The sequence below is a fragment of the Microbacterium sp. 1154 genome, from assembly GCF_031455375.1.
Taxonomy (GTDB): domain Bacteria; phylum Actinomycetota; class Actinomycetes; order Actinomycetales; family Microbacteriaceae; genus Microbacterium.
Window position 1 is genome coordinate 335,442 of sequence record NZ_JAVDSN010000001.1, and the last position, 25,806, is coordinate 361,247.

At 72.3% G+C, this 25,806-nt stretch carries 11 protein-coding genes; 3 read left to right on the forward strand and 8 right to left on the reverse strand.

What is annotated here, in order from left to right; all coding sequences use genetic code 11:
- Positions 1–2: 2 nt before the first annotated feature.
- Together J2X55_RS01445 and J2X55_RS01450 are read left to right on the forward strand one after the other, a co-directional pair.
- A complete protein-coding gene (locus tag J2X55_RS01445) occupies positions 3–1,364 on the forward strand; it encodes a glucose-6-phosphate dehydrogenase (RefSeq protein WP_309821583.1) in 1,362 nt (453 codons plus the stop codon).
- Between the two features lie 149 nt (positions 1,365–1,513).
- On the forward strand, positions 1,514–2,098 hold the full coding sequence (locus tag J2X55_RS01450; RefSeq protein ID WP_309821584.1) for a nitroreductase family protein: 585 nt from the start codon (positions 1,514–1,516) through the stop codon (positions 2,096–2,098).
- A 593-nt stretch (positions 2,099–2,691) separates the two neighbouring features.
- On the opposite strand, the gene J2X55_RS01455 is transcribed toward J2X55_RS01450, so the two are convergent.
- On the reverse strand, positions 2,692–4,890 hold the full coding sequence (locus J2X55_RS01455; RefSeq protein WP_210111481.1) for an ATP-dependent Clp protease ATP-binding subunit: 2,199 nt from the start codon (positions 4,888–4,890) through the stop codon (positions 2,692–2,694).
- 256 nt (positions 4,891–5,146) lie between these two features.
- Entirely contained in the window at positions 5,147–6,154 is a 1,008-nt protein-coding gene (locus J2X55_RS01460; protein WP_115916750.1) for a GlxA family transcriptional regulator, read from the reverse strand.
- Between the two features lie 87 nt (positions 6,155–6,241).
- On the opposite strand from J2X55_RS01460, the gene J2X55_RS01465 reads away from it, so the two are divergent.
- Positions 6,242–6,466, forward strand: coding sequence for a hypothetical protein (locus J2X55_RS01465; protein WP_115916748.1), 225 nt, complete (start codon positions 6,242–6,244; stop codon positions 6,464–6,466).
- Positions 6,467–6,575: 109 nt separating this feature from the next.
- Here the strand turns inward: J2X55_RS01465 and J2X55_RS01470 are convergent, their stop codons facing one another.
- The 6 genes from J2X55_RS01470 to J2X55_RS01495 form a co-directional block, all read right to left on the reverse strand.
- Positions 6,576–7,862: a glycosyltransferase gene (locus J2X55_RS01470; RefSeq protein ID WP_309821585.1), complete on the reverse strand. Its 1,287-nt coding sequence runs from the start codon at positions 7,860–7,862 to the stop codon at positions 6,576–6,578.
- A gap of 5 nt (positions 7,863–7,867) precedes the next feature.
- A complete protein-coding gene (locus J2X55_RS01475) occupies positions 7,868–9,124 on the reverse strand; it encodes a glycosyltransferase (RefSeq protein ID WP_396653234.1) in 1,257 nt (418 codons plus the stop codon).
- Between the two features lie 152 nt (positions 9,125–9,276).
- The gene (locus tag J2X55_RS01480) at positions 9,277–11,448 is read right to left on the reverse strand and encodes an ABC transporter ATP-binding protein (RefSeq protein WP_309821586.1); all 2,172 of its coding nucleotides are present in this window, start codon (positions 11,446–11,448) and stop codon (positions 9,277–9,279) included.
- Positions 11,445–13,172, reverse strand: coding sequence for an ABC transporter ATP-binding protein (locus tag J2X55_RS01485; protein ID WP_309821587.1), 1,728 nt, complete (start codon positions 13,170–13,172; stop codon positions 11,445–11,447). Before J2X55_RS01485 ends, J2X55_RS01480 begins: the two co-directional genes overlap by 4 nt.
- Before the next feature lie 158 nt (positions 13,173–13,330).
- Complete coding sequence (locus J2X55_RS01490) at positions 13,331–19,474, reverse strand: non-ribosomal peptide synthetase (protein WP_309821588.1); 6,144 nt, start codon at positions 19,472–19,474, stop codon at positions 13,331–13,333.
- Entirely contained in the window at positions 19,471–25,806 is a 6,336-nt protein-coding gene (locus J2X55_RS01495) for a non-ribosomal peptide synthetase (RefSeq protein WP_309821589.1), read from the reverse strand. Before J2X55_RS01495 ends, J2X55_RS01490 begins: the two co-directional genes overlap by 4 nt.

Here is a 25,806-nt window from a genome sequence, read left to right on the forward strand (position 1 = left end):
CCATGGCGGCGGACACCACCCTGATCATCCTGGGCGCTTCGGGCGACCTCACCTCGCGACTGCTCCTCCCGGCCCTCGGCCAGTTACTCTCGCGCGAGCCGAACCGGTCCGTGCGTCTGCACGGCGCGGGCATGGAGGACTGGACCGACGAGCACTGGCGCGAGGTGGTCGAGAAGGCGTTCCAGACGATGGATGCCGATGACGCCTTCGCCTCCGTCTCGGAGACGACGTACACGCAGGCCGACATCACGAAGGCCGCAGACCTGCAGAAGCTGCTCGACGACGCCGAGGGCCGACCGGCCCTGTACTTCGCGGTGCCCCCGGCGGTCACCGAGAAGGCCTGCCTGGCGCTGAGCGACGTGACCATCCCCGAGGGCACGATCCTCGCCCTCGAGAAGCCCTTCGGCACCGACGAGGCCAGCGCCCACACGCTCAACAAGCAGTTGGCGACCCTGGTCGCCGAAGACCAGGTCTTCCGCATCGACCACTTCCTCGGCCGTTCGACCGTGCTGAACCTGCTCGGCACGCGTTTCGCCAACCGCATCGTCGAGAGTGTCTGGTCGGCCGACGACATCGCCTCGATCCGCATCGACTTCCCCGAGGCCCTGGGGCTCGAGGGACGCGCCGGGTATTACGACGCCGCCGGCGCCCTGGTCGACATGATCCAGAGCCACCTGCTGCAGGTCATGGCCTTCGTCACGATGGAGCCCCCGGCATCCCTCGATCAACTCGACCTGCGCGACGCGACCTCGGCGGTGCTGCGCGCGACCCACGTGAAAGACGACGACCCGGTCGCGAACTCTCGCCGCGCGCGGTACACCGCGGGAGACGTGGGCGAGCGCCACTTCTCGTCGTACGTCGACGAGCCCGGCGTGGACGCCTCGCGCGGCACCGAGACGCTCGCCGAGATGACCGTCGAGGTGCGCACGGCCCGCTGGCAGGGCGTCCCGATCCTGCTGCGCTCGGGCAAGGCGCTCGGTGCGGGAGACCCGGCCGTCACCGTGACGTTCAAGCCGGTGCGTCACCTCCCCGACGGGTTCATCGGCGAGAGCGAGCCCTCCGAGATGGTGTTCTCGCTCGGCCCCGACACCATCAGCCTGGGTCTGAACATCAACGGCGCCGACGACCCGCTCGACCTCGAGCGCGTCACCCTCTCCGCCAACCTCGGCGAGGGCGCACTCAAGGCCTACGGCGAAGTGCTCTCCGGCATCCTCGACGGAGACGCCATGCTCGCCGTCCGCGGAGACGCGGCCGAGCAGTGCTGGCGCATCGTGCAGCCCGTCATCGACGCGTGGCGCAAAGACGAGGTTCCGCTCGACGAGTACCCGGCGGGGACCGCGGGCCCCGCGTCGTGGAAGGCGTGATCGAAGCCGCCCCGGCTCAGCCTCAAGGGACGAGAAAGCGCGTCTCATCACAGACGCATAAGTTCATACGGGAACACTCCGCCGACAGACGGCGTTGACTGGTGCGGGTCAACGGCGTCCCGCATCAGTCCCCGTTCTCAGGAGTACCCATGTCTCTCGCGCTCGACCGCATCGCCCCCACCGACGCCCCCATCCTCGACGTGCTCGCCGAGCGATGGAGCACCCGCGTCTTCGACCCCGAGACGCCGATCGACGAGTCGGCCCTCCGCTCCGCCCTCGAGGCCGCCCGCTGGGCTCCCTCGGGCATGAACTTCCAGCCGTGGCGCTTCATCGTCGCGCGCCGCGGCACCGCCGCGCACGAGCGCGTCGTCGCCTCGCTCATGGGCTTCAACCAGGCCTGGGCCCCCGACGCCGGCGCCCTGCTCGTCGTGCTCGCCGAGACCGAGACTGAGGACGGCGAGGCGCGCACCTGGGCCCTGTACGACAGCGGACAGGCCGCCGCCCACTTCACCGTGCAGGCCCACGCCGGCGGCCTCGCGACCCACCAGATGGGCGGCTTCGTCGCCGACGACCTGCGCGCGGCGTTCGACATCGACGCACGCTTCACCCCCGTCACGGTCATTGCGGTGGGCGCCCTCGGCGACATCGACGCGGCCGAAGAGGGCCTGCGTCAGCGCGAGCTCGCCCCGCGCCAGCGCCGCACGGTCGAGGAGTCGCTGCTCGTCGACGACTGAGCCACGGCATCCGGCCCCCTCGCCGTCCGTTCCCGACCACGCCGCCGCGCGGGACCGGGGCGGGCGGCGTTCTTCGTTTCCGCCGTGCTGTCCGATGCTGCGCGACTCCGGGGCAGGCGGCGGACGTCGTTGCCGCTGCCCTGTGCTGCGCCGCGCTGCCGGGGCGGCGAGCCCCTCCCCCCGCATAAACGCGATCGGCGCGCACAAACGCGCTCTCCCCGCGTTTACGCGCGCGGACAGCGTTTATGCCTACGAAAGTGGTCGTCCACGCCAGCGTCACCAGCTGCCGCGCCCCCTCGACGCGACCGATGGCGCCGGCGGGACCCCGGCAGTGTCCACCCCTCGCATAAACGCGATCGGCGCGCATAAACGCGCTCTCCCCGCGTTTATGCGCGCGTACAGCGTTTATGCGTGAGGTGCACGCGCGCACAGCGTGTTCACATGACGCCGCGCACGCAGCGTCTATGCGCGAGGCGCACGCGCGCACAGCGTTTATGCGTGAGGCACATGCGCACACGCACCGCCCGCACGCCGGCCGGAGACGCAGAAGGGGGATGCCACGCACGCACGCGGCATCCCCCTCACGGCGGCGACTACTCGACGATCTCCGCCTCGATCACGTCGTCGTCGCCCGGCTCCGGCTGCGCGGGTCCAGCGCTCACGAGCGCGAGCGAGTCGCCGTCGCTCGCCACGTCGACCCGAACGACATCGCCGTCGCGCACCGTTCCGGCCAGGATCGCCATGGCGAGGCGGTTCTGGATCTCGGTCTGGATGAGGCGGCGGAGCGGCCGGGCTCCGTACACCGGGTCGTAGCCGCGCTCGGCGAGCCACGAGCGGGCGTCGGGCGTGACCGCGAGGCTCAACCGGCGCTCGCGCAGGCGCTTGTGCAGCGCATCGACCGCGAGCTCGACGATCTGCGCGAGATCGTCCTGGCTGAGGGCCTGGAAGATCACGATGTCGTCGAGGCGGTTCACGAACTCCGGCTTGAAGGCCTGGCGCACGAGCGCCTGCACCTGCTCGCGCTTGGTGTCCATCGACAGGGTCGGGTCGACGAGGATCGGCGACCCGAGGTTCGAGGTGAGCACCAGGATGACGTTGGTGAAGTCGACCGTGCGGCCCTGGCCATCGGTCAACCGGCCGTCGTCCATGACCTGCAGCAGCACGTCGAACACCTCGGGGTGCGCCTTCTCGACCTCGTCCAGCAGCACGACGCTGTAGGGGCGCCGACGCACGGCCTCGGTCAGCTGACCACCCTGCTCGTAACCGATGTACCCCGGAGGGGCGCCGACCAGCCGAGAGACGGAGTGCTTCTCGCCGTACTCCGACATGTCGATGCGCACCATGGCGTGCTCGTCGTCGAAGAGGAAGTCCGCGAGCGACTTCGCCAGTTCGGTCTTGCCGACACCGGTCGGACCGAGGAACAGGAACGAACCGACCGGTCGGTGCGGGTCGCTGATACCCGCGCGTGAGCGACGCACGGCGTCGGACACGGCCTTCACGGCATCCCTCTGTCCGATCAGGCGCTTGCCGAGCTCACGCTCGAGGTGCAGCAGCTTCTCGGTCTCACCCTGCAGCAGGCGTCCGACCGGGATGCCCGTCCACGCCGCGATCACCGCCGCGATATCCTCGTCGGTGACTTGGTCGTTGACCATGCGATCACCGGCGGGTTCTTCGCGTTCCGCGACCATCAGCTCGCGCTCGAGAGCCGGGATCTCGGCGTACAGCAGGCGCGACGCGCGTTCGAGGTTGCCCTCGCGCTGGGCGCGCTCGGCGTCGACGCGAGCGGCGTCGAGCCGGGTCTTCAGATCACCGACGCGGTTGAGCGAGGCACGCTCGCGCTCCCACCGGGCCTGCAGGTCGTCGAGCTTCGACTGCTCGGCGGCGAGGGTCTCGCGGAGGGTGGCGAGGCGCTCCTTGGAGGCGTCGTCTTTCTCTTTCTTCAGCGCGAGCTCTTCGAGCTTGAGGCGGTCCACGTGTCGGCGCAGCTCGTCGATCTCGAGGGGGGCGGAGTCGATCTCCATGCGCAAGCGGGACGCCGCTTCGTCGATGAGGTCGATCGCCTTGTCGGGAAGCTGACGCGCCGGGATGTACCGGTTCGAGAGGGATGCCGCGGCCACCAGCGCCGTGTCGGCGATCGCCACCTTGTGGTGCGCCTCGTACCGCTCCTTCAGACCGCGGAGGATCGCGACGGTGTCTTCCACCGACGGCTCGCCGACGTAGACCTGCTGGAAGCGGCGTTCGAGGGCGGCATCCTTCTCGATGAACTCGCGGTACTCGTCGAGCGTGGTCGCGCCGATCAGGCGCAGCTCACCGCGCGCGAGCATGGGCTTGAGCATGTTGGACGCTGCGACCGAGCCCTCGCCGCCACCCGCGCCCATGAGCACGTGCAGCTCGTCGATGAACGTGATGATGCGTCCGTCGGACTCGGTGATCTCTTTGAGGACGCTCTTCAGGCGTTCCTCGAACTGGCCGCGGTACATGGCACCCGCGACGAGCGCCGAGATGTCGAGCGAGACCAGCTCTTTGTTCTTCAGGCTCTCGGCGACGTCTCCCGCGACGATGCGCTGGGCGAGACCCTCGACGACGGCGGTCTTGCCGACCCCGGGCTCGCCGATGAGCACGGGGTTGTTCTTGGTGCGCCGGGTGAGCACCTGACTGACGCGGCGGATCTCGCCGTCGCGCCCGATCACGGGGTCGAGCTTGCCCTGGCGGGCCCGGTCGGTGAGGTTGATGCCGAACTGTTCGAGGGCGCTACGCGCGTCCTCCTGCCCCGGCTGTTGTGTGGCGTTCATGTGTTCTCCTGCAAGTCTGGTCGCCGTCCATAAAGTTGAGCGGCATTGACTCAAGTTTAGCAGCGGCTCCCGACGAGGGCAATGGGTGCCGGCATCCCGCGCCCGTCACCCCCGGCCGCGGTGCCGGCACCCGCTCGCGCACGGCGACCCCGGGGCGTCGAGATCACGCGTTCTTCGCGAGACGACCCGCAATGGCGGGTGATCTGGACGACGTCACGTGATCTCGACGACGAGGCCGGACGCCGACATCCGCTCGTCACGCCGGGATCGGCTCCGCATCTCGCGCGGGCAGGTCGGCCCCGGATGCCGCGGGCTCGCTGCACGAGAAGCGCGCGCGGTACGCCGTGGGGGTGAGCCCCATCGTCCGACCGAAGTTCTGTCGCAGCACCGCGGCCGAGCCAAAGCCGCACTCGGCGGCGATCCGGTCGAGGCCCAGGTCGGTCTCTTCGAGCAGCCGCTGCGCGTGGAGCAGGCGCTGGCGCGCGAGCCACGCGGCCGGGGTCGCCCCGAGGTCGGCCTTGAAACGCCGGGCGAAGGTGCGCGGCGACATGTGGGCGCGCGCCGCGAGCCGTTCGACCGAGAGCTCGGCGTCGAGGTTCTGCAGCATCCACTCGGTCACCGGGGCGAGCGAGAGCGAGGAGTCGATCGGGATGGGCGAGGCGATGAACTGCGCCTGGCCGCCATCGCGCTGCGGCGCCACCACCATGCGGCGGGCGATGCGGTTGGTCAGCTCGGAACCCAGCTCCTGGCGCAGCAGGTGCAGGCTCGCGTCGAGACCGGCGGCGGTGCCGGCGCTGGTGATGATGTTGCCGGACTGCACGTAGAGCACATCGGGATCCACCTCGATCTCGGGGTACATCCGCGCCATGACGTCGGCGTAGCGCCAGTGCGTCGTTCCGCGCTTGCCGTTGAGCACTCCGGATGCCGCGATCACGAACGACCCGCTGCACACGCTCAGCAGCCAGGCACCCCGGGCGTGCGCCGCGCGCACGACGTCGAGCACACGCGGGTCGACGGCTCCCCATTGCTCGCGCGGGATCGGCGCGAGCACGAGGATGTCGACGTCGGCGGCGGCCTCCAGACCACGTTCGACGTTGACCGAGAACCCGATGTTCGACGGCACGACGCCCGGGTCGGGCGCGACGATCCGGAAGTCGAAGTTCGGGATGCCGTCATCGCTACGGTCCAACCCGAACGCCTCGCAGGCGAGGCCGAACTCGAACGGGGCGAACCCGGGCTGGATGACGACGGCGACCGAGCGCATGCGAACCTCCGGTGTGGCAGGAATCTTACGACAGGCGTCCATCATGCCACTCGTGGGCACTATTCCTCTACCCGTAGCTTTCCTGCCATGGCTTATTTCATCGCTCTCGGCATCCTGTCCCTCGCCGGCATCGTCGGAACCGTGTGGCTCGTCCGCACCGACGGCTACGGTCGCATCCCCACCGACCCCCGGCGCGCGACGCCACCCGAGCCCCGCGACGAGCAGGCTGAGGCGCCGCGCGAGACACGGCGGGTGACGACTCCCGACGCTCGTCGCACCGTGACCAGCCCGATCGTCGTGCAGACGCCGTGACGGATGCCGCCGCGCGCGTCCTCAGGGGCGAGGCATCCCGGATGCCATCGCCCCGCGCGGCACGCATCGCTTCAGCGTCCCGCGCGCCTCTGAGGCGTCGGGAGTCGGTTCAGCGGCCCGCGGAGACGGCGCGGGCGTACACGTCCACCATCGCGGCCGTCCGGGAAGACTGGCGGAACCGCTCGGCGATGGAGGGGTCCGGAGCGACCGCGGCGTCGGCGGCGATGTCGTCGGCGGCACGACGGAGCGCCTCCGCGAGCGCCGGGACCGTGGCATCCCGAACCGCCCAGATCCCCGAGCCGAGTTCGGTCGCGATATCCGGGTCGCTGACCACGGCGGGGGTTCCGAGCGAGGCCGCTTCGAACACCGTCATTCCCTGGGTCTCGAACCCGATCGAGGTCTGCACGACGGCGTCCGCGTCGGCGAGACGGCGCAGCGTCTCGGCGTAGGGCAGGCGTCCCGAGAAGAGCACCGACGCCGTCGGCGACGACCTCTCGACCAGCCGCCGGGCGGCCCGGAGCTGCGCCCCGCCGCCGACGATCTCGACCTCGGCGTCGATGCCCGAGGCCACGACCGCCTCGAGGAATGGCAGCAGGCGCTTCTCGGGGCTCATGCGTCCGAGCCAGATGAACCGCGGGCGACCGGGACGACGCTCCGGCGCCTCGGCACTCAGGGCCGCGTCGAGCACGTCGTCGTCGATGCCGTTCCAGATGACGTCGACCGCGTCGGCGACGCCGTGGCTCTCGAGGCGGCGGGCGAAGTGGCCGGACGGCGCCGTGACCACGCGCGAGAGACGGGCCAGCTGGCGGAGGAACGCCCAGCCGTCGGCGGCGCGGCCCGCTACCTTCGTCGAACTCGGAGATTCGCGCCGATCTCGGAGCGGTGCGCCCGCGTTCTCCGAGGTCGGTGCGGTTCTCCGAGATTTCCCGCCGGCCGATGCCCCACCCGGGAGCACCCTCCGCGCCCAGGCGTTGAGCGCGCGGAGCACGAGCCCGGGAAACGGCGCGGTCGCCTCGATCCCCACGTCGACACGGTTGTGCATGGTGTGCACCACGGGCAAGCCGTGGCGCGCGGCGTAGCGGTGGCCGATGAACGCGCCCCAGAAATCCGCCTGCACGTGCACGACGTCGACCGGCAGTCGCGCGCCCATCTCGGCATCCAGGAATCTGTCGGTCCGCGTACCCGGCCAGCTCAGCGCGTACTCGCGGTCGGGGGTGATCGCGATCGACGGGAGGTCGAGGTACGCCGGGTCGTGGGGGGCGTCTCGGTGCAGGTGCGGCGCCACCACCGTGACCACGTGCCCCGCGCGCTCGAGGAAGCGCTTCTGCAACCGCATCGACACCTGCGCGCCGCCGAGCGACTCGAGGTGCTGGTCGGCGAACATCACGACGTGCACGGGTGTTACTCCGGCAGGGGTCGACCGCGGTACAGCGCCTCGAAGGTGTCGAGCGTGCGGGTGATGTCGTGCACGGCGACCGCATCGAGGGAGGCCTGCTGCATGCGCTCGCGATCCTCGGGGGCAGCGGTCAGCACGTCGGTCAGGCGTGCGGCGAGCTCGTCGGCGTCGCCCGGCTCGAAGAGGTAGCCGTTCTCGCCCTCGTGCACGAGGTGCGGGAGCGCCACGGCATTGGCGGCGACGATCGGCAGACCGGATGCCATGGCCTCCATCGTGGCGATCGACTGCAGCTCCGCGATCGAGGCGATGGCGAAGACGCTGGCTCGCGAGTACAGCGTGCGCAGGTCGTCTTCCGAGGCGTGGCCGTGGAAGGTCACGCGCGAAGCGACACCGAGCTGCTGCGCGAGGGCCTCGAGCTTGGCGCGCTGGTCGCCGCCGCCGACGACGTCGAAGGTGACGTCGAGGGCGGGGTCGAGCTGCGAGAGGGCCCTCAGCACGACGTCGATGTGCTTCTCGGTCGTGAGGCGCCCCACGAACAGGATGCGATTCGCGTCGCGCGGGGTGAGGTCGGGCCGGTAGTTCGAGCGGTCGATGCCGCACGAGACGGGGATGACGCCCGAGATGTCGATCGTCGACTCGAGGAAGTCGGCCGCTTTGCGCGTGGGGGTGGTGACGGCGCGGGTCAGCTTGAACGTGCGCTCGGCATCGGCCCACGCCAGCTTCACGAAGAGTCGGTCGAGCGCGTCGGGCAGGGTCGTGAAATCGAGGATGTTCTCGGCCATCACGTGGTTCGTCGCGATCACCGGGATGCCGCGCTTGCGCGCCTCGCGGGCGAGACCGCGGCCGATGATGATGTGCGACTGGATGTGCACGACATCGGGCTTGATCTGGTCGAGCAGGATACGGGCGTAGTGCTTCGCGCGCCACGGGAACACGAAGGTGAGCCAGTCGTGCGGCAGGAAACGGTGAGAGGGCAGCCGGTGCACCGTCATCGGCTGGTCTTCGATCACCTCGGTGCTCGTGCCGACCGGGCCGTGTTGCGCGCTGGGGGCCGCGACGTGCACCTCGTGTCCGCGGGCGACGAGACCCGCGGCCAGTCGTTCGGCGAAGCGCGCGGCGCCGTTGACGTGCGGGAGGAACGTGTCGGCGCCGATGAGGATCCGCAGCGGCGGATCGGGGGTCGGCGGCACGTCGGGCGCGGCCGAGGAATCGGTCGAGGCAGCGGGCGCGGAGGGATCGGCGGGCGTCGCAGGAGTGGTCACGAGGGGTGAGGCCTATCTATGCGGCGGTCGTGGCGAGGTCAAGGTGCAAGCGTCCGACCACTGTACCCGAGCGGGTTTTGCAGCCCCGGGTGGGCGCGGGCACGCGGCCGGTGCGAGGACCGGGCGGACTTCGAGGGCGACGCGGGGCGGCGTCACTCGCCGGGGCGCGACTCGGGCGAGGGAACGCCCTGGGCCGGACGCGGCGGACCGTCGGTGCCCGCCGCGGCGGGGATCTCGGATGCCGCGACCGCCATCGCCGAGACCACCACGGCGTCGTCCGTGGCGGGGGCGGGCTGCGCGTCGTCCTCGCCCCGCGTCTCGGAGGGAGCCGCGTCGAGGTCCGTCGTGGCTTGTTCGAACTGCGAGCGGTACAGGCGGTAGTAGGCCCCCTCGACCGCGATGAGTTCGTCGTGGGTGCCCTTCTCGACGATGTCTCCGTGCTCCATGACGAGGATGAGGTCGGCGTCACGGATCGTGGAGAGGCGGTGCGCGATGACGAACGACGTCCGGCCCTCGCGAAGCGCGGCCATCGCCTGCTGGAGCAACAGCTCGGTGCGGGTGTCGACCGACGAGGTCGCCTCGTCGAGGATCAGCACCGACGGGCGGGCCACGAAGGCGCGCGCGATGGTGATGAGCTGTTTCTCGCCCGCCGAGACGTTCGCGGCGTCTTCGTCGAGCACGGTGTCGTACCCCTCGGGCAGCGAATGCACGAACTGGTCGACGCGGGTCGCGACGGCGGCCTCGACGATCTCGTCGTCGGTCGCGCTCTCGCGGCCGTAGCGGATGTTGTCGCGGATGGAGCCGGCGAACAGCCACGGGTCCTGCAGCACCATTCCCGTCCGCGAGCGCACCTCGTCGCGACGGAGTTCGGCGATGTCCTGCCCATCGAGGAGGATGCGCCCGCCGTCGAGCTCGTAGAACCGCATGATGAGGTTCACCAGGGTGGTCTTGCCCGCACCGGTCGGCCCGACGATCGCTACGGTCTGACCGGGCTCGACGCGGAACGACAGGTCGGTGATCAGCGGCCGCTCGGGCGTGTACGAGAACCGGACGTTCTGGAACTCGATGACACCGCGTCCATCGACGTAGGCCGGGGCGTCCGCGGCATCCGGGTCTTGCTCGTCGGCGTCGAGCAGCGCGAAGACCCGCTCGGCCGAGGCGGTTCCCGACTGCACGACCGCGGCCATGCCGCCCAGTTGCGACAACGGCTGTGTGAACTGCTGCGAGTACTGGATGAAGGCCTGCACGTCGCCGAGGCGGATCTGCCCACCGGCCACCATGAGTCCGCCGAGCACGGCGATGCCGACGTACGTGAGGTTGCCGACGAACATCATGCCCGGCATGATCATGCCCGAGAGGAACTGGGCCCTGAAGCTCGCCTGGAACAGCTCCTCGTTCTCGGCCTCGAACTTCTCGCGCGCGTCTTTCTCGCGGCCGTAGACCTTGACGAGGGCGTGGCCCGAGAACGACTCCTCGACGCGGGCGTTGAGGCGACCGACCTTCTTCCACTGCTCGCCGAAGGCCTTCTGCGACTTCGGCCCGATGACACCGAAGATGACCGCCATGAGCGGCAGCGAGACGAGGGCGACGAGCGCCAGCTGCCACGAGATCGTGAACATCATGATCAGCACGCCCACCACGGTCAGCACGGACGTCAGGGCGCTCGAGAGCGACTGCTGCATCGTCTGCGTGATGTTGTCGATGTCGTTGGTCACGCGTGAGATGAGCTCGCCGCGCTGGACCTTGTCGAAGTACGACAGCGGCAGACGGTTGATCTTCGCCTCGACGTCTTCGCGCAGGCGCCACATCGTGCGCACCATGATGACGTTGATGACGTAGCCCTGGATCCACGACAGCAGCGATGAGCCGACGTAGATCGCGAGCACCGTCACGATGGTGATCCGCAGCGCGTCGAAGTCGACTCCCGCGCCCACGGAGAAGGTGTCCATCGCTCCGACGATGTTGGCGATGTCGTTCTGACCCGCGGCCCGCAGGGCGTCGACGACCTCGGCTTGCGAGGCGCCCGTGGGGAACTGCTGGGCGAGCCCCTTCGAGACCACTCCCTCGAAGATGATGTTCGTCGCATCCCCCAGGACGCGCGGCGCCAGAACGGCGAGGACGACGCCGAGCGCGCCGAGGACCGACACGAAGACGAAGGCCGCGGCGTAGGGCCGGAGCAACCCGATGAGGCGGCGGAAGCTGGGACCGAAGTTCGACGCCTTGCCGGGCGCGACGCTGTCCCAGCTGCCGGAGTTCAGGCGCGCCTGCTCGGCGAGTTCGGCTTCGGCGCGCTCTTCTTCGGTGAGGGTGTCGGGGGTGCTCATGCCTCGACCCCCAGCTGCGACTCGACGATCTCGCGGTAGGTGGCGCTCGTGGCCAGCAGTTCGTCGTGGGTGCCGAGCCCGGCCATCCGGCCGTCCTCGAGCACGACGATCCGGTCGGCGCCCGTGATGGTCGACACGCGCTGCGCGACGACGATCTTGGTCACCTCCGGCACTTCTTTCCACAATGCCTGTCGCAGTCGAGCATCGGTGCTCAGGTCGAGCGCCGAGAACGAGTCGTCGAAGACCAGCACCGCGGGGCGGTGCACGATGGCCCGCGCGATCGCGAGACGTTGGCGCTGACCGCCCGAGACGTTCGTGCCGCCCTGTGCGATGCGCCCCTCGAGCCGGCCCTCCATCGCCTCGACGAAGTCCCGCCCCTGAGCGATCTCGAGGGCGTGCCAGAGCTCGTCGTCGGTGGCGTCCTCACGCCCGAGCCGCAGGTTCGATGCGACCGTGCCGCTGAAGAGGAACGGCCGTTGCGGGACGAGCCCGATGCTCTTCCACAGCACGTCGAGGTCGGCCTCGCGGACATCCACGCCGCCGACGCGCACGGCACCCGACGTGACGTCGAACAGGCGCGGGATGAGCGAGACGAGCGTCGTCTTTCCCGCGCCGGTGGAGCCGACGATGGCGACGGTCTCACCGGGTCGAGCCGCGAAGCTGATCCCCGAGACCACCGGTGACTCGGCGCCCGGATAGGCGAACGCGACGTCGTCGAACACGATCGCGCCCGGTTCGGGCAGGCGCTCGACCGGGTCGGCCGGACGCTCGAGCGTCGACCGGCTGTCGAGCACTTCGCCGATGCGCTCGGCCGAGACGGCGGCGCGCGGGATCATCACGGTCATGAAGCTCGCCATGAGCACGCCGCCCAGGATCTGCGCCACGTACTGGATGAAGGCGAACAGCGTTCCGATCTCGACCCCACCGGCGTCGACCTGGATACCGCCGAACCAGATGACGCCGACCACCGTGACGTTGAGGACCAGCATCGCCAGGGGAAACAGCAGCACGAAGAGGGAGCCGACCTTGCGGCCGACGACCAGGATGTCGGTGTTGGCCTCGCGGAAGCGCTCTTCTTCGATGCGCTCGCGGACGAACGCCCGCACGACGCGCACGCCGGTGAGCTGCTCGCGCATGACGCGGTTCACGCCGTCGAGCTTGGTCTGATAGCTGCGGAACAGCGGCACCATGCGCGCGATGATCAGCCCGGCCGCCACGAGCAGCGTGGGCACCGCGACGGCGATCAGCCAGCTGAGGCCGACGTCTTGCTGCAGGGCCATGACGATGCCGCCGATCGCGAGCAGCGGGGCGCTGACCAGCATGGTCGCGCCCATCATCGCGAGCATCTGCACCTGCTGGACGTCGTTGGTGTTGCGCGTGATGAGGGAGCCCGCGCCGAAGTGCGACAGCTCGCGCTCGGAGAACCCGCTCACGCGTTCGAACACGTCGAGGCGGATGTCGCGGCCCGCGGCCATCGCCGCCCGTGCGGCGAAGTACGTCGCGATGACGGACGCCACGATCTGGCCCAGCGAGATCACGAGCATGAGCCCGCCCTGCGTCCAGATGAAGCCGGTGTCACCGCGGGCGACGCCGAGGTTGATGATGTCGGCGTTCAGGCGCGGGAGGTAGAGCGTCGCGATCGCGGACGCGGCCTGGAAGACGAGAATCGCGACGAGCAGCCAGCGATAGCGCGAAAGATAGAGGACGAGGAGTTTGCCGAGCACGAAGCCCTCCGAGGAGATCGACGCGGTCGCGATGACCGCTGGTCTCAGCCTGGCACCGACCTCCGACATCGGCCACCCCGAGCCGAGACGGCTCGCTCCTCGCGGTGCGGACCGGACCCGGCATCCCCGAACGTGTACCGGAGGAGAACGAATCGCCGTCAGCGGATGCCCTCGACCCATCGGGCGACCATCCCGCCGAAGACCTCCCAGTTGGCCGCGCGGCCGAGACCACCGTGGTCGAGATCGACCGGCTCGATGCGAAGCCGACCGTCGATGCGCGACCGCCAATCGGCGTCGCGGCGGGCCGCCGTCTCGGCGGTGACCCCCTGCGTCGCCGCCACCAGCAGTGTGTCGGCGCGCGCCGAGGCGGTGAGCGCGGGAATTGACAGCCGGAGGTGACGCTCGAACGTCGACACGAGCCTCTCCCGCGCTTCGCCATCGAGGTCGGCGAGGACCGGATCGTCGGCGATGCTGCGCACGAATCCCGCGACCTGCTCGTCGACGGGGGCGTCGAGCTCGTCGTCCGCGGCGTCGGCGTAGGCGTCGAGCAAGACCACGGATGCCACCTCGTCGCCGAGTCGCGCGGCGATCTCGTGCGCGAGCTGCCCCCCGAACGACCAGCCGAGCAGGTGATACGGGCCGTGCGGACGCACCTCGCGGATGCGCTCGATCTGGTCGTCGACCATCGCGTCGACCGAGGTGAGTTCGGAACCGCCGGACAGGGCGGGATCCTGCAGGGCGTAGACCGCGAAGGCGGGGTCGAGATGGCGGCAGAGTCCCGCGTACGCCCACCCGAGCCCGCCCGCGGGCTGCAGGCAGAAGACGGCGGGGCCGTCGGCGTCGCGCAGGCGGAGGACGGGGGCGAACATGGTCTCGCTGCGCTCTCCCGCCGCCGCGCGCGCGAGGCCGGCCACGGTCGGCGCGCCATACAGGTCGCGCACGCTCAGATCGAGGCCCGACGACGTCCGCAGCCGCGAGACGACGCGCACGGCGAGCAGCGAATGTCCTCCGAGCAAGAAGAAGTCGTCGTCGCGGCCCACCTCGTCGACGCCGAGCACCTCGGCCATCGCCTCGGCGACGAGGTACTCGACATCGCCGATCGGGCGCTGTCGCTCCACCGACTCGCGCACGGGCTCGGGCAGCGCGCGTACGTCGAGCTTGCCGTTGACCGTCAGGGGCAGCTCGTCGACGACCGTCACCGTGGCCGGTACGAGATAGTCGGGGAGCGTCGACCGCAGGGCGGCGGTGACGTCAGCGGTCCGGAGCGGCGAGACGTCCGCCACGACGTAGGCCGCGAGCTCCGTCCCCCGCGGGCCCCGCAACGGCACGACAGCGGCGCGACGGATGCCGTCGAGGGCGACGAGAGCCGACGAGACCTCGGCAGGCTCCACGCGGTGCCCGCGGATCTTCACCTGATCGTCGCTGCGTCCGAGGTAGCTGATCAGGCCGTCGGCACCGACCATCGCGAGGTCGCCCGTGCGGTACATCCGCTCCCCCGGCATCCCGAACGGATCGGCGACGAACCGCTCGGCGGTGAGGTCGCTGCGTCCGAGGTAACCCCGGGCGAGGCCCACCCCCGAGAGATAGAGCTCGCCCGCGACCCCGGGTCGCGCGGGGCGGAGGGCATCGTCGAGCACGCGCGCGACGGTGCCGGTGATGGGCCGGCCGATCGTCGGGGTGGGGCGTTCCTCGACATCGGCGCCGAGGGCGTTGATCGTGTACTCGGTGGGGCCGTAGAGGTTGTAGCCGTGCACGCCGGGGGCCTCGCGCAGCGCCCGCCACAGGTCGTCGGGCACGGCCTCCCCGCCCAGGGACACGAAGACCACGCCGGGGCCGTCGGCCGTCGGGTCGGCGCAGCGCGGGCGGGCGAGGAGTCCCTCGTCGACGAGGATGCGGCCGTAGCTCGGGGTCACGTCGAAGCCGTCGATGCGGTGCTCGTCGAAGTAGCCCAGGAGCGCGCGCGGATCGCGCCGCATGTCGTCGTCGATGACATGCACGCTGTGACCCTCGAGCAGCCAGAGCAGTTGCTCCCACGACGCGTCGAACGCGAACGACGTGGTGTGCGCGATCGCCAGGCGTCGACCGCCCGCCGCCGTCACGACGGTCGAGAAGAGCTCGGCGCGGTGGTTGACGAACATGTTCGTGAGTCCGCGGTAGGGCACGGCAACGCCCTTGGGCCGCCCCGTCGACCCCGATGTGAAGATCACGTAGGCGAGGGCGTCGAGGTCGCGTGCGGGCTCGACGAACGACCCCTCCGCCGACGCATCGGGCGACAGGAGCGGGATGCCGGCCGGAACGGCGGTGGCGAGCGTGGCGTCGGTGACGACGACCGCCGGCGCCGCCTCGCGGAGGATGTCCGCCACGCGGGATGCGGGCAGGGTGGGATCGACGGGGACGTACGCCGCGTGCGCGGCGAAGACCGCGAACAGCGCGACGATCATGCGCGCATCGCGGGGCAGGTAGAGCGCCACGCGCGACTCCGGTCCGATCCCGCGCTCCTGCAGGGCCGTCGCGAGCCGCGTCGCCCGCTGCACCAGGTCGGCGAACGTCCACCGGACCGGACCGGCCACCACGGCGAGGCCGTCGGGATCGACGCGGGCGCGGCGCACGAGCAGTTCCCACACCGTCGCGGCGAGCAGCCTGGCGTCGTCGCCGCTCGGGGTCGCCCCCACGAGCGCACCCGCCCCGGTCTCACCCGGGTCGCCGACGTCGAGCGCGGCGAGCGCGCCGGTGTGCGCGGCGATGCCCTCGAGCGCCCGCACGAAAGCGGCGACGATGCGGTCGGTCGCGCGCGGGCCCTCGTCGTCGGGCCAGGCGCCCGGGCGGGTCATGACGCGCACGCGCGCGCCCGCCCTCTCGCCGCCGGGATTCACCACGACGGTCACCGGGTAGTGGGTGGCGTCGCGGACGGTCTGCGCGTGCTGGCGCAGACCCCCGTCGGGGCCGAGCGGCTCGGTCGACGGGGTGACGGGGATGTTCTGGAAGACGAACAGGGTGTCGAACAGCTCGCGGTGACCCGAGCTCGCGAGGATCTCCGACAGGGGCACCTCGGGGTGGGCGAGCATCACGCGGCGGTACCGGGTGAGGTCGTCGAGGTGGCTCTGCACGTCGCCGCCGGGGCGGACCCCCACCCGGACCGGAACGGTGTTGAAGAGCAACCCGAGCAGGTCGTCGATGCCGGGGATCTCGGGGGGCCGCCCCGAGGTCACGGTGCCGAACACGACATCGCCGCGGCCCGTCTCGTGGCGCAGCGCGAGCGCCCACGCGAGCTCGTAGACGGCGCTGAGCGGTGCACGGGCGGCCGTACCGGCCTGACGCAGCCGCGCGGTCAGGGCCGGGTCGAGGGTCAGGACGCGTTCGAGCGACCGTCCGTCGTCGGTACGGACCCCGGTCGAGGGGGCAGGCGCGACGAGCGTCGGCGCCTCGACCCCGTCGAGGGCGTCGTCCCACGCGGCGCGCGCGACCGCCCGGTCACGGGCGGCGAGCCACGAGACGTAGGCCGCGTAGGGCGGCCCCGACCGGTCGATGCCCGACCCCTGCCGGGTGTACTCGTCGAGGATGCCGCGAAGGAACCGCCAGATCGACCAGCCGTCGAGGATCGCGTGCTCCACGGTGAGCACCCACGTGTGCTGCGAGCCGTCGGACGCGGTCAGCACGCCGAACCGCAGGAGCGGCCCGTCGCCGTCGAACCCCCGCTCGCGCTGCTGCGTCACGAAGCGTTCGCGATCGTCGCCCGTGCGGACGTCCCACTCGATGCGGGGCGACCGCGGCACGACGAGCACCGTCCGCTCACCGACGCGACGGAAGTGACCCGCGACGTGGGGGTGCTGCGCGATCGTCCGCGCGGCCGCCGCGCGGAGCGCCTCGACGTCGAGCGTTCCGGTCAGGTCGGTGACGGTCTGCGACAGGTAGACGTCGGTGTCGCCGGAGAGGTCGCGATGGAACAGCAGGCCTTCCTGCAGGGCCGTCGCGGGGTGCACGGCCCGCAGCGGGCCGGTCGCGCGCTCGATGCCGCGGATCGCGGCGACTCCGATCCCCGCCGTGTCCTGCACGCGCGTGTCGACCGGGCGCACGATGGCGGTGAGCGCGCTCGCGCCGGTTCCGGGGGTGACGTGCCGGGCGATGGCCGCCGCGATCGCCGCGGCATCCCGATGCCCCGTCACCGTCACCCGCCACCGGCCGGCGACGATGCTCGCGGTCACGGTGACACGGCCCGCGGTGGGGGCGACGGGCCGATCGGAGACGTGGATGTCGAGCCGCACGTCGGGGGTCACGAGGCCGTCGAAGACCCCCGGGGTGTGCGGGCTCGTTGCGCCCGCGATCGCGTAGTCGCGCGCGGCCTCGGCGGTCGGCTCGACCATGACCCCGTCGCCGCGGAGGAAGACGGGAAAGGTGCGACGCCGCACGCCGACGGCGGAGGCCCGAGCGGGGTCGTCGCGGTCGGGCTCAGTGACCAGGGCGACGGCGGGTGCGGCGCCGAGAGCGTCGAGCCCCGACAACACGGCGGCGCGCAGGGCGGTCACCGTCGCGGGGGGCGCGGGCAGCTCGGCGTGCGCCGACACCCCGGGATCGAGCCGAGCCCACGAGGGGTCGGCAGCCGACGGGGGCGCCGACTCGATCACGTCGAGCCAGGCCTCGGCCGCATCCACGATCGCGAGGTCGTCACCCCGCTGGATCCTCGCCTCGACGTCTTCGGCGGCATCGCGGATGCCGAGGGCCGAGCCCGTCGAGAGTGCGGCGAGCAGAGCGGGCCAGGATTCCTCGTCGATCGCCTCGGACGTCGCGGCGAGGAGGATGCCGTCCGGTCCGGCGGACGCGGCGAGCGGGCGCCCGGCCGCCGTGTCGGGGTCGCGGGGTTCGTCCGTGATCTCGGCGGCGGCGAGCACCTCGTCGAGCGTGAGGGGGACGTATTCGTCGCCGCTGCGGCGCGTGCCGATCGCGTCGCTCGAGGCGTAGACGCCGACCAGGGCCGCGGCGGCATGGTGTCGGGGCAGTCCGAGTCGCCGCTCGGTGACCTTGCTGTCCCGCGGCGCGACCGCGGCGCGGCGACCGGTCGTCCGCATCAGGGGCAGCGCGTCGGCGGGCGCGGCGGGGTCGCCGGTCACGGCGATGAGCGCGAGCACCACCGACTCCAGCAGGGCGGTCGTCGTCTCGGGGCGGAAGATCTCGGCGCGCGAGACGAGGTCGACCACGAGACCGTCGTCGCCCTCCCCGATCGCGAACGTGAGGTCGAACTTGGCCGTGGGCTCGGCGTCGTGCCGCACCTCGGCCGCCACGTCGCCGAGGCCGACCCTGCGGGTGCGGCGGTCGACCTCCGCGATCATGACCTGGAAGAGGGGGTGCACGCCGGCGACGCGGGCGGGAGCGACCTCGGCGACCAGCTCGTCGAACGGCACGGCCCGCCGCTCCCACGCGTCGAGCGCGCACGTCCGGACGCGGCCGATGACCTCGCCCACGGTCGTCGTTCCGCTCAGATCGGTGAGACCGACGACGGTGTTCAGGAACAGCCCGACCCCCGACGCATCGGACCCCTCGCGCAGGTCGGCCGCCATGCCGAGGGGGATGCGGTCGCCCGCTCCCCGCGATCGGAGCGCCAGGGCGACCGCCGTGTGCAGGAGCATGAGGCGCGAGGCTCCGACCCGGTCGGAGGCGTCGGTGAGCGCCCGTGAAACCCACGCGGGCAGCAGGCGTTCCTCGCGGACCGCGGCCGAGCTCGGCGCGGCGCTCCGCGGCCGGTCGAGGGGCAGGGGGACCGCGGTCGGCATATCGGCGAACAGCGACGCGAGCCCGTTCGCCGAGGCGCTCGGCGGCTCGGCGTCGGTCGCCGGGGGCGTCGGCCAGGCGGGCGCGGCACCCGCGAGCCGCCGTGCGTAGGCGTGCTCGAGGTCGTCGAGGATCGTGGGCACCGAGTGCCCATCGGCCGCCACGTGATGGACGACGATCACGACGTGCTCGGCGTAGACCGCCGCCGCGGCCGGTACCTCCCGGCGGGGGTCGGGCGCGAACGGCAGCCGCCCGTCCCACACCTCGGCCGACCGATCGTGGACGGGGGCGTCGCCGGCATCCCGGACGTTCTCGACCCAGCCGCCGTCGGTCTTCTCGAAAGCGGTGCGCAGACTCGCGTGCCGGGCGACGACGTCGCGGAAGGCGGCGGCGAACACCGACACGTCGAGGCGGCCGTCGACGATCCGCAGGACGAGGGGCATGGCGTACGCGCCCGGCGAGTCCTCGAACTCGGCGAGGAAGAGCATGCGCTCCCGCGCACCCTGCACCCGGACGGTCTCGATCACGTTGTCACTCATGCTCTTCCTTCTCCTACCGGCACCGCACCCGCGCGCACGGCATCACCGATCTCGGTGGCGAGGCGACGCACCCCCTGCTCCGCGTCGGCGGGCAACGCCATGCGGTGGACGACCAGACGCGGCGTCCCCTCGGCGATCTCGACGGTGGCGAGCCGCCCCTCTGCCACATCGACACCGTCGCCGGGCGGGACGCGGTCGACCTGGAATGCCCGCCACAGCCGCGCACGACTCCGGTCGAGGCGCACGCGCAGTTCCGGCCGCGCCTCGACCACGGCGGTCAGCGCGCGGCGGGCGGCCGCGGCATCCACCTCCTCCAGGGGCGCCGAGACCGTCATCGCGTCGACGTCGAGACCGTCGGTGCGCGCCGCGGCGAGCGTCGGCGGCAACGGAACGGGTCGAGCCGTCACGGTGGCGGTCGGCGGGACGCACCGCGCGGCCAGCCCCTCGACGGTGCGTGTCTCGAAGAGGTCGACGACCGACACCGGGATGCCACGGCGCTGCGCCGCGGTCACGACGGCGATCGCCGAGATGCTGTCACCCCCGAGAGCGAAGAAATCGGCGTCGGCCGGTACCGCCGCCGCACCCAGCGCCTCGGCGAACGCCTCGGCCAGCGCGACCTCGGTGGTCCCCGCCGGTGCCCGGCCGCCGACGGCGACGGGGACGCGGTCGAGCTGCGGCAGCGCCGCGCGATCGAGCTTTCCGTGCGGGGTGAGGGGCAATTCCGCCACCGCCGTGAGGCGAGCCGGAACGAGCGCGGCCGGAACGACGCCCGCCGCGTGTGAGCGCACCGCCTCGGGCGAGGCCTGCCCGGTGTAGACGGCGACCAGCGTGGTCCCCGCCACGAACGCCGCCGCCCCCTCGACGCCGGGGGCCGAGGCCAGCGCCGCCTCGACGTCGCCGAGCTCGATGCGCTGCCCACCGACCTTGACCTGCTGGTCGCGGCGGCCGAGGTACTCGATCGTGCCGTCCGGCCGCTGACGCGCCCGGTCGCCGGTGTCGTACATGCGCGCACCGGCGACGAACGGGTCGGCCACGAAACGCTCGGCGGTCAGCGAGGGGCGGTTCGCGTAGCCCCGAGCCAGCTGCACACCGCACAGGTACAGGTCGCCCACCGCGCCCGGCACGACCGGGCGGAGCGCGGCATCCAGGATGCGGCACGCCACCCCGGCGATCGGCGACCCGATACCGATCGGCCGGTCGCCGTCGACACCGAGGGCGGCAGTGACGTCGACGGCCGCCTCGGTCGGCCCGTACAGATTGTCGACGCGGACGCCGGGCAGCAGCTCGCGGATCCCGCGCAGGTGGTGCGCGGTGAGCGCCTCGCCGCTGCAGACGATCACGCGAAGGCTTCGCGCCACGGCGGCGGCCGTCTCGCGCGACCCGGAGAGGTGCTCGAGGAACGCGGCGAGCACCGAGGGGACGAAGTGGACGACGCTGATGCTCTCCGCGGTGATCGCGGCGGCGATCGCTGCCGGGTCGCGGTGCGCGTCGGGCGGGGCCACCGCCTGACGGATGCCGAGCACGGCCGGGAGGAACAGCTCCCAGACCGACACGTCGAACGTGAAGGGCGTCTTGTAGAGGATGACGTCCTCGGCCCCGATCCCGTGCAGCCCGGGGGCCGCGAGCAGACGGTTCACGATCGCGCGATGGCTGACGACGACGCCCTTCGGCCGCCCGGTCGACCCCGAGGTGAACAGCACGTAGGCGGCGTCGTCGGGCAGCGGCGAGGTCGGCGGGGCGGTGGGAGCCGACGGGTCGGGGGCCGCGTCGAGCACGAGCTCGGCGCCCGCGTCGGCGACGACGGCCTCGCGTCGCGCGGCCGGCCACGCGGGGTCGATCGGCACGTAGGCCGCCCCCGCGAGCACGATGCCGTGCACGAGGTCGACCTGCACGCGGCCACGGGCTGCGCACACGCCCACGACCGCGCCCGGGCCGATCCCCCGGGCCGCGAGCGTTCCCGCGATGCGGTGGGCCTCGTCGGAGGCACCCCGCGCGATGAGGTCGACGAGCGTGCGGTCGCGGCCGGCCGGGAGCGCCGCCCCTCCCTCGAGGAGCGCGAGCGCCGCGGAATCGACCGCGTCGACGCCCTCGAGAGCCGCGCACACGTACCGGAGGAAGCGCTCGGCCTCGTCACCGGCGAGGGCATCCGTCGCGTACTCGAGCTCGACGGCGAGATCGTCATCGACCTCGGCGACGGTGATCGTCGCGTCGAACTTCGCCGTGCCCGTCGAGACGGGCACCCGCACCCCCTCGACCCCGCCCAGCTCGAGCCGGTCGAGGCGCTTCGACTGATGCACGACCATGAGTCGCGGGGCGGTCCGGTCGCGCAGCTCCGGCGCCGCCGCCACCAGGTCGGCGACGTCGGCGCGGGTGTCGAGCGCGGCGACGATCTGCGCCCGCAGGTCGGCCCCGGGCCGGGTGGCGAAGAGCGTCGTGGTGATGTGGCATCCCACGATCTGATCGTCGGGCGTCGTCCGCGCCACCGGCGAGGCGATCAGCAGCTCCGCGGGGCCGCCCAACCGTTCGACCGCGGTCGCGACCGCGCGAACGGCGAGCTCGAAGACGGTTCCGCCGCGCGCACGGACGGCCGTCGCGGACTCCCCCGTCAGCAGGGCCGCCCGGGTCGCCCCCGGGCGCCCGAAGCCGGCGGTGGTGGTCGACCACCCCGGGATGTCGGCGCGGTCGGGCAGCGGAGCGAGGCGGGCCAGCGCGTCGAGAGCGCTCTCGCCCGTCGGCGCCTCGACCGCGGCCTCCGTGTCGGGCCACACCGGGGCGCTCCCCGCCGATCGGGCCCGCATGGCCTTCGCGATCGTCTGCAGGAGGACGGGCTCGGACGCCTCGTCGACGGCACTGTGGTGCAGGGCGATGACCAGCAGCCAGCCGTCGTCACGCGCGCTCAGACCGACACGGAGGGGGATCGTGGATGCCAGGTCGAACGGTCGACGCAGGAAGGCGTCCACGTCTGTCACGTCTTCGACCTCGGGGTGCGCCCGCGGGTCACCGGCCGCGAGCCGGTCGGCGACCAGGGCATCGGACCCGCGCGACAGCAGCGTCCGCAGCGCGGGGTGCCGCCGTGTCGTGTCGGCCAGGGCCGCCCGCAGCGCCGAACGGTCGGGTTCGCGGGGGAAGAGGAAGCCGAGGGGCACGGTGTAGGTCGCCGAGGTCGTGTCGAGCTGCGACGCGAGCCACATGCGTCGCTGCCCCGCGGTCGCCGGCAGGCGAGCCGCCCCGTCGGCGGCGCCGGTCTCGTGCGGACGGGATGCCGCGGCGTCGGCGTTCTCGACGAACCGGGTGAGCTCGGCGACCGTGGGGTGCTCGAACACGGCCCGCGTCGGCACGGTGCGCCGCCACGCGCGCGACAGCCGGTTCGCCAGCCGCACCGCGGCGAGCGAATCGCCGCCGAGGGCGAAGAACCCGGTGTCGGGACCGAGCTCAGACGGGTCGACCCCGAGCACGGCGGCGACCTCGTCGGCGACCGGCCGTTGAGCGGAGGTGAGGGCACCCGAGCTGGCGGTCTGCGCAGCCGGCTCGGGGAGGGCGGCACGGTCGACCTTGCCGTTCGCCGTCGTCGGCAGGGCGTCGAGCGCCGTCACCCACGCGGGCACCATGTGCCGGGGCAGGGTCTCGATCGCGCGCTCCCGGGCCGCCGCCTCGACGTGCTCCGGCGCAGCGCCCGCCTCGGGCACGACGTAGGCGTGCACGCGCGCGCCGCGGACGACGACGACGCACGCGCGCACGCCGGGGGCTGCCGCGATCGTCCGCTCGATCTCCTCGAGCTCGACGCGCATCCCGCCGATCTTGACCTGGTTGTCGGTGCGCCCGAGGAACTCCAGTTCGTCGCCGTTCCAGCGCGCCCGGTCCCCCGTGCGGTACAGCCGCGGTGTGGATGCCGGGTCGCCGGCGTCGTGGAAGGGGTTCGCCACGAAGCGCGAGGCCGTGAGCGCGGGGGCGTTCACGTACCCGCGGCCGAGAAGGTCGCCGGCGACGTAGAGCTCGCCGCCCATCCCCGCCGGGACGGGGCGCAGCGCCCGATCGAGCACGTACAACCGGCATCCGGGGTTCGGCCGCCCGATCGAGGTGGTGCTGCGCACGCCGTCACCGCGGTAGACGACGTGCGAGACGCCGATCGTCGCCTCGGCCGGACCGTAGCCGTGGTACATCGTCGCGCCCGGCAACTGCCGGCGGAATCTCGCGAACAGCTCGGGCGTGAGCAGCTCGCCGCCGCACCACACGTGACGCAGGCCCCGCAGCCGCGGAGTCGTCGTGACCGCGTCGCTGTCGAGGAGCGCGTCGAGCATCGACGCGACGAGGTACGTGAAGGTGACCCCGCGCTGCGAGATCAGCTGCAGCAGTCGCTCGGGCTCGCGCTCCTCCCCGTCGCGCGCGACGACGACCGTGCCGCCCGAGCAGAGCGGCAGGAGCACCTCGTTGATCGAGATGTCGAACGACAGCGGCGCCTTGAACAGGCTCGCATCGTCGGGGCCGAATCCCAGCACGCGCTCGATCTGCCACCGCATGCGGCTGGCGATCGCGCCGTGGCGGATCATCGCCCCCTTCGGATTGCCGGTGGAGCCCGACGTGAAGATGACGTATGCGAGCGACTCGGGGTCGCGCGGCACGACGTCGGCGGGCGGATCGGTCTGCTCCAGATCGACGGGGAAGGTGGGGAGACCGGTCGCCGCGCCCGCTCCGGGTCCGACGAGCACGGCCCGCGCCCCCGCGTCGGCGACGACGCCCGCGCGGCGCCGGTTCGGCCATGCGGGGTCGAGGGGCACGAACGCCGCCCCCGACAGCAGGACGCCGAGGATCGCCGCGACCATCTCGGCACTGCGGTGCATGTCGATGGCGACCACTGTCTCGGGGCCGGCCCCGACCCCGTCGCGCAGGGTGCGGGCGATGCGCGTCGCCGCGCCCAGCAGGGTGCGGTAGTCGACGTCGCGGTCACCGTCGGCGACGGCGATCGCCGACGGTGCGCTCTGCGCCCGCGCGAAGATCATGTCGACGACATCGGCGTCGGAGAGGCAGCGCCCCGTGTCGTTGCGCGTGCTCAGCAGGAGCGCGCGCTCGGCCTCGTCGACGATCCGGTGCGCTCCCAGCGCCCGGTCGGGAGCGGCGACGGCGGATGCCAGGAACGCGGCGAGCCCCGACGCGTGGGCCGCGAGCTCGAGGTCATCGGCCCGGCCGCGGACGACGAGCCGCAGGGCACCGCCGGCGATCTCGCCCTCCGCGACGACGTCGAGGTCGGTCGACGGCCCCACCCAGGTCGATCGCGCGATGCCGTCGCCCCGGTCGGGACCCAGCATGACGTTGATCCCCGGCGCGACCAGCGCGGGGCTGCCGAAGCGAGCGCGCAGGGCGCGGGCGACGGCGTCGGGGTCGGCGTGGTGATGCGGACGCGACGCGCGCAGCGCCTCATCGAACGACCGCAGGTACTCCTCGACGCTCGCGCCGCCGTCGGCGATCGGCTCGAGGGGCACGACGGCCGAGCGCATCTCGATCGCGTGCGGATCACCCGGTCCGGAGACGGCCAGGCGCACCGCATGGGCACCCGGCCCGCGCACCGTCGTCGTATAGGCGGCGATGAGCCCCGCGACCGCCCGGCCGAGGCTCAGCCCGCACCGGTCGGCGAGACCGGGAAGGGCGGCGACCACCTCGGGAGCGAGCTCCACGGCGATGCTCCGGATGCCACGCGTCGGGCGCTCGATCAGACCGTCGTCGGCGCGGCTCAGCGCGGCGACGAGTGCGTCCGCGTCCGGCCGGGGCGCCTCGATGGGGCGGACCGGCGGCGCCTCGGCATCCCGCGCCTCTGCGGACCGCGGCGCCGGCGGCGCGGCATCCGGGTCGTCGAGGACGGCGAGCACGCGCCGCGTCAGCTCGCGGATGGATCGACCGTCGACGAGTACGTGGTGGTAGGCCTGCGCCCACACGCAGCCGCCGGGTACGATGAGGATCTCGTGCCGGTGGAGGGGGCGCCCCGTGCCGAGGGCGACCTCGTCGCGCAGGCCGTCGATGCGGGCGAGGACGGCGTCGTCAGGACGACTCTCGTCGCGCAGGTCGATCACGGCCGGCGCGTCGATCGGGGCGGATGCGCCCCATCGCGGCTCTCCGTCGTCGGCGACGACCGTTCGCGACAGCCGCGGTTCGGCCCGCAGCACGCGGGCGACCGCCTCGGCGATCGAGGCGGGTTCGTGCGCCGCGGAGAAGCGCGTCGTCCACCCGAGGTGGAAGTCGGAGGCGCTGTCGGGGTCGACCTCGGACGCGACCCACACGGCGCGCTGCGCCGCGGTGAGGGCGAGATCAGGAGAGGGAAGAGAACGTGCGGAAGCGATCAC

What these genes read in the sequence shown, in the direction of transcription:
- J2X55_RS01465 (WP_115916748.1), top strand. Translation starts at nt 6,242, where the DNA reads ATGGCTTATTTCATCGCTCTCGGCATCCTGTCCCTCGCCGGCATCGTC.
- J2X55_RS01455 (WP_210111481.1), bottom strand. Translation starts at nt 4,890, where the DNA reads ATGAACGCCACACAACAGCCGGGGCAGGAGGACGCGCGTAGCGCCCTC.
- J2X55_RS01445 (WP_309821583.1), top strand. Translation starts at nt 3, where the DNA reads ATGGCGGCGGACACCACCCTGATCATCCTGGGCGCTTCGGGCGACCTC.
- J2X55_RS01460 (WP_115916750.1), bottom strand. Translation starts at nt 6,154, where the DNA reads ATGCGCTCGGTCGCCGTCGTCATCCAGCCCGGGTTCGCCCCGTTCGAG.
- J2X55_RS01450 (WP_309821584.1), top strand. Translation starts at nt 1,514, where the DNA reads ATGTCTCTCGCGCTCGACCGCATCGCCCCCACCGACGCCCCCATCCTC.
- J2X55_RS01490 (WP_309821588.1), bottom strand. Translation starts at nt 19,474, where the DNA reads ATGAGTGACAACGTGATCGAGACCGTCCGGGTGCAGGGTGCGCGGGAG.
- J2X55_RS01480 (WP_309821586.1), bottom strand. Translation starts at nt 11,448, where the DNA reads ATGAGCACCCCCGACACCCTCACCGAAGAAGAGCGCGCCGAAGCCGAA.